This is a genomic window from Sphingopyxis sp. (assembly GCF_036402335.1).
Taxonomy (GTDB): domain Bacteria; phylum Pseudomonadota; class Alphaproteobacteria; order Sphingomonadales; family Sphingomonadaceae; genus Sphingopyxis.
Genome location: NZ_DASWTD010000003.1, coordinates 1 through 4630, shown reverse-complemented (window position 1 = coordinate 4630; position 4630 = coordinate 1). Strand labels below are relative to the sequence as shown.

Genomic DNA, 4630 nt, shown 5'->3' with positions numbered 1-4630 from the left:
CTTCAACGACCTGATCACCGACACCGAAATCCGCGAGGCGCTCGCGCACGTCTGTACCGTCGTCTGGGATCGTGCCGCCAAAAAGGGCGCGCGCGGCCGTACCGTGACGCTGAAGCTGCGCTACGCCGATTTCAAAACGATCACGCGAGCAAAATCGGTCTCGTCGCCGATTCTCGACGGTAGTTCGCTGCTCGCCGCGGGCGAGGCGATCCTCGCCCCCCTGCTCCCCACCGAACAGGGCATCCGCCTGCTCGGCGTCACGCTCAGCAAGTTCGAGGGCGAAGAGGATGACGAGGAGGATGGCGCCGCGGCGCCCGCCGACCTGCTCAGCCTTATTTGACCGCGAGTGCCGGCACCGCGCGCTTGAGCGCCGCCTGCATCTTCGGCGATGTCGCGCCGAGGTCGCAGCGGATGAGGATATCGTCCATCACCTGGACACCCTCCGGCCCCGGCGCACCGGTGCGCAGCATCATGCGGTCCGGACCCAGCGATTTCACATGAAAATAGCCGGCGCCGTCATAGCCGCCGAACTGCATATAGGTGAAGCCGTCCGCAGCGGGCCGTGTCTGCGTTATCGGTTCGAGTTCGACCGCCGGCCCCATGCTGCCGTTCGGGCCATAGAAATAGACCGCACCCCAGCGCGCGCCGTCAAAGGCATAGCCGTTGGTCGCGGTTCCGCATTTGTCGGTCGTGTTGATCCAGAAGCCCCTGTCGATCGGCATCTTGATCACCTGCGCCGCTGCCGGCGCGCTGCTCGCGATCGCTGCGAGCGCCAGAATCCATCTGCGCATCGATACCCCCACCTTTGCCAGACCCGGCGATGATGGTGAGCTTCTTGCGGGGTGCAATCAACCCCCGGCGTCAATCCGCTGGAGCGAAGCGCCGTTCCTTGGTCGCGGTGAAGCGGATCGCGGGGTGACGCTGGGTCACATAGCCGACTTCCCACGCGTCCTTCGCCATGAACACCGGCGCGCCGTCGCGGTCGGTGGCGCTGGCACCGCGGTGATCGGCCTGAAACGCCTTCAGCGCCGCCGCGTCGTCGCTCGCAATCCAGCGCGCGGTGTCCCATGGCGACTGCTCGAGCTTTGCCTCGACCTTATATTCGGCATCGAGGCGGCTGATCAGCACTTCGAGCTGGAGCTGGCCGACGACGCCGACGATCATGTTCGACCCGATCTCCGGGTAGAAGACCTGGATGATCCCCTCCTCGGCCATATCGTCGAGTGCTTTCCTGAGCTGCTTCGTCTTTGTCGGATCGACGAGCGCGACGCGGCGCAGCAGTTCGGGGGCGAAGTTCGGCAGGCCGGTGATCGTGATATCGGTACGCTCGGACAGCGTATCGCCGACGCGCAGCGTGCCGTGGTTGGGAATACCGATGATATCGCCGGGGAAAGCTTCCTCGGCCATTTCGCGGTCCTGCGCGAGGAAGAGCATCGGGCGGCTGATCGCGATCGCCTTGCCCGTCCCGCCCTGCATCAGGCGCATGCCGCGCTCGAACTTGCCCGAGCAGAGTCGCATGAAGGCGATGCGGTCGCGGTGCGCGGGGTTCATGTTCGCCTGCACCTTGAACACGAAACCGGTCACGGCGTCGTCGCCAGGCTGTACCGGCACAGGCTCTGCGGGCTGCGGCTGCGGGCCCGGCGCATGGTTTGCAAGGCCTGCGAGCAAGTCGACGACGCCGAATTCCTTGAGCGCCGAGCCGAAGAAAACCGGGGTCAGGTCGCCATTGCGGTAAGCGGCAGCATCGAAGGGTGCATAGCAGGCCGAAGCCAGCTCGGTCTCTTCCCGGAGGTGCGCCAGCCCGTCGGCGCTGAGTTCCGCCGCCAGCGCCGGATCGTCGAGCCCGGCGACCTTCGCGCGATGCCCCTCGTACATGCGCGACGCATCGCCGCCGGGCTTCATGATCGCCGGATCGACGAGATCGTAAATCCCCTCGAACTGCCCGCCCATACCCGCCGGCCAGTTCATCGGACAAACGTCGAGCGCGAGCCGGTCGGCGACCTCGTCGAGCAGCTCGAACGGCGGCAGACCCTCACGGTCGACCTTGTTGATGAAGGTGATGATCGGCACCGAACGCAGGCGGCACACTTCGAACAGCTTGAGTGTCTGTGGCTCGATGCCTTTTGCGGCGTCGATCACCATCACCGCGCTGTCGACGGCGGTCAATGTGCGGTAGGTGTCTTCCGAAAAATCCTCGTGCCCCGGGGTGTCGAGCAGGTTGAATACCAGTCCCGCATGTTCGAACGTCATCACCGACGACGTCACCGAAATCCCGCGCTGCTGCTCGATCTTCATCCAGTCCGAACGCGCGCGCCGCGCCTGTCCGCGCGCCTTGACCTCGCCCGCCATATGGATCGCTCCGCCCGCGACGAGCAATTTCTCGGTCAGCGTCGTCTTGCCCGCGTCGGGGTGCGAGATGATGGCGAAGGTACGGCGGTCGGGATGCTTGGACATGGCGCGGGCGCCTAGCAGGTGGGGCGACATGTGGAAAGGGCTGGCGTCGGCGCCGCCATCGCCGCATGATCGAGGCATGCGCACACTGCTCCCCATAGCCTCGATTGCCGCCGCCCTGATTGCCGTCCCGGCCGCGGCGCAGGACTCGCCCTTCGTCGGCGAATATAGCCTCGCCGAGGGCCCCGACGTCGGCGGCGGGCTGCTGATCCGAAACGACGGCCGCTTCCAATATATGCTCGCCGCGGGTGCGCTCGACGAACGCGCCGAGGGGCGCTGGGAAATACGCGGCGCCATGGTCTGCCTCACGACCGATCCCAAACCTGTTCCGCCCGCGCTCGAAAAGGGTGCGCTGCTCGAAGTCGAGGGTGCGGTCCCGACGCTGCTCGTCACCTGGCCCAACGGCAAGGGCATTCCGGGCGTCGATTTCACGATCGGTTTCGACAGCGGCGACCCCGCCGAGGATTACACCCAAGTTTATGGCTGGACGATGCCCGAGGACGACAAGCGCGTGCCCCGCTGGATCGAAGTACGCGAGCCGATCTACGGCATCACCGCGCCGCGTTACGAACTGACCGAAGCCGACGGCGGCAAGCTGCGTGTCATCATCGTTCCCAACGATCTCGGCGTCGTGAATTTCGAGGGCGCCTGCGCGGAGAAGACCGAACGCGGCCTGACCCTCCACCGCGCCGAGGGCGATATGCGCTTTCAGCGGCTGGGCGGAGAGTAGACGGCTTTGGGGTGGGTATGTGCCGCCGCCGCTGCAACATTGCCCAAAGGTCAGTAAAAGTCAGCCTTGTGCGTCGGTCCATTTGACCCTGCCCGGCCCTGCCCACAGCGGCCGGCAACCGCTTTTATCCACCCGGTGAAAGAGCCGGGATGGAGGCTGGCATGGCCGGATAATGTAGGAAAGGCCTTTTTTCGGGCGTCCGATTTGGGGTGGGAGTTGTCCTTCGTGAACCCCGGCGAAAGCCGGGGCCCTGGGCGGTCACACGCAGGTCCCGCTGGAATTCTGGGCCCCGGCTTTCGCCGGGGTGCACATCCCTATCGGCAGCTGACGGTCGAAAGCGGACGCCCCACCCTCGCTCCCTTCCCTCTTGCACTCGCGCTTCAAATGAGTCACAACTTTACGTGAACGTAAAGGTAAAGCACCCGCGAGAGGATTCTTCCCCATGACCCTTCCGACCTTCGACACGATCAAGCTCGAGCTTGCCGACCATGTCGCGACGATCACGCTCAACCGCCCCGACCGGCTGAATTCGATGCCGCCCGCGATGGCCGATGACATTCGCGAAGCGCTCGACCACCTCCCGAGTCTCGGTGCGCGGGCGCTGCTGATCACCGGCGAGGGCCGCGGCTTCTGCTCGGGCGCCGATCTGGCGGGCGACCGCTCGGCGGGCGGCGCCGTCAGCGGCGGCGCGCGGAGCCGCAATGCGCTGCGCGGTCATTATAACCCGATGCTGCTAGCGCTCGCCAATCTCGACATTCCGGTGGTCACCGCAGTCAACGGCCCCGCAGCCGGTGTCGGGTGCAGCTTCGCGCTGTCGGGCGATTTCACGATCGCGGGCAAGAGCGCCTATTTCCTCCAGGCTTTCGTCAACATCGGCCTCGTCCCCGATGGCGGCTCTTCGTGGCTGCTGCCGCGCCTGATCGGCGTGCCGCGCGCGTTGCAGATGATGATGCTGGGCGAGAAGATTTCAGCCGACCAAGCCGCCGACTGGGGCATGATCTACAAGAGCGTCGAGGATGCCGACCTGATCACTGAAGCCAGGGCGTTGGCGACGCGCCTCGCGAACGGCCCGACGATCGCGCTCGGCACAATGCGCAAGATATTGCGCGACGGTCTGACACAGGATTTCGCGACGACGCTCGACGCCGAAGCGAAGGGCCAGTTCATCGCGGGCAACAGCGCCGACGCCATGGAAGGCATCATGGCGTTCCAGCAGAAGCGCAAGACCGAGTTCAAGGGCAAGGAGGGCCCCGAAATGCGAACCCCGGCACGAGGCCGGGGTTCATAAACGCGAACTTCAAAACCCCGGCCCCGCGCCGGGGTTTTGTTTATTCGGCCGCTTCCTCGACCATCACCTTCTTGTAGATGCTCGTGCGCGGATAGGAGCAGAGGCGCATCACCATCGGCTCGAAAAATTCGAGGGGTTCGCTCTCATAATCGGGGTCGAAC

Annotated in this window: 4 protein-coding genes and 1 pseudogene; 3 read left to right on the top strand and 2 right to left on the bottom strand. The window is 65.2% G+C overall.

Going from position 1 to position 4630, the window contains the following annotated elements; genetic code table 11:
* Window positions 1-340: pseudogene (locus VGD20_RS00050) on the top strand (DNA polymerase IV); the annotation flags it as partial.
* On the opposite strand, the gene VGD20_RS00045 reads toward VGD20_RS00050, so the two are convergent.
* On the bottom strand, window positions 333-791 hold the full coding sequence (locus tag VGD20_RS00045) for a hypothetical protein (protein ID WP_331132490.1): 459 nt from the start codon (window positions 789-791) through the stop codon (window positions 333-335). The pseudogene VGD20_RS00050 and the gene VGD20_RS00045 sit on opposite strands and share 8 nt — an antisense overlap.
* Window positions 792-861: 70 nt before the next feature.
* Window positions 862-2454 (bottom strand): peptide chain release factor 3, encoded by a 1593-nt coding sequence (locus VGD20_RS00040; RefSeq protein WP_331132489.1) that lies wholly within the window; start codon window positions 2452-2454, stop codon window positions 862-864.
* A gap of 76 nt (window positions 2455-2530) precedes the next feature.
* Between VGD20_RS00040 and VGD20_RS00035 the strand changes: the two genes are divergently transcribed.
* The gene (locus tag VGD20_RS00035) at window positions 2531-3181 is read left to right on the top strand and encodes a hypothetical protein (RefSeq protein WP_331132488.1); all 651 of its coding nucleotides are present in this window, start codon (window positions 2531-2533) and stop codon (window positions 3179-3181) included.
* A gap of 442 nt (window positions 3182-3623) precedes the next feature.
* Complete coding sequence (locus VGD20_RS00030) at window positions 3624-4469, top strand: enoyl-CoA hydratase-related protein (RefSeq protein ID WP_331132487.1); 846 nt, start codon at window positions 3624-3626, stop codon at window positions 4467-4469.
* The last annotated feature ends 161 nt before the right edge of the window (window positions 4470-4630 follow it).

Excerpts from the sequence above, each read along its gene's own strand:
- VGD20_RS00030 (WP_331132487.1), top strand. The coding sequence starts at position 3,624 with ATGACCCTTCCGACCTTCGACACGATCAAGCTCGAGCTTGCCGACCAT.
- VGD20_RS00035 (WP_331132488.1), top strand. The coding sequence starts at position 2,531 with ATGCGCACACTGCTCCCCATAGCCTCGATTGCCGCCGCCCTGATTGCC.
- VGD20_RS00040 (WP_331132489.1), bottom strand. The coding sequence starts at position 2,454 with ATGTCCAAGCATCCCGACCGCCGTACCTTCGCCATCATCTCGCACCCC.
- VGD20_RS00045 (WP_331132490.1), bottom strand. The coding sequence starts at position 791 with ATGCGCAGATGGATTCTGGCGCTCGCAGCGATCGCGAGCAGCGCGCCG.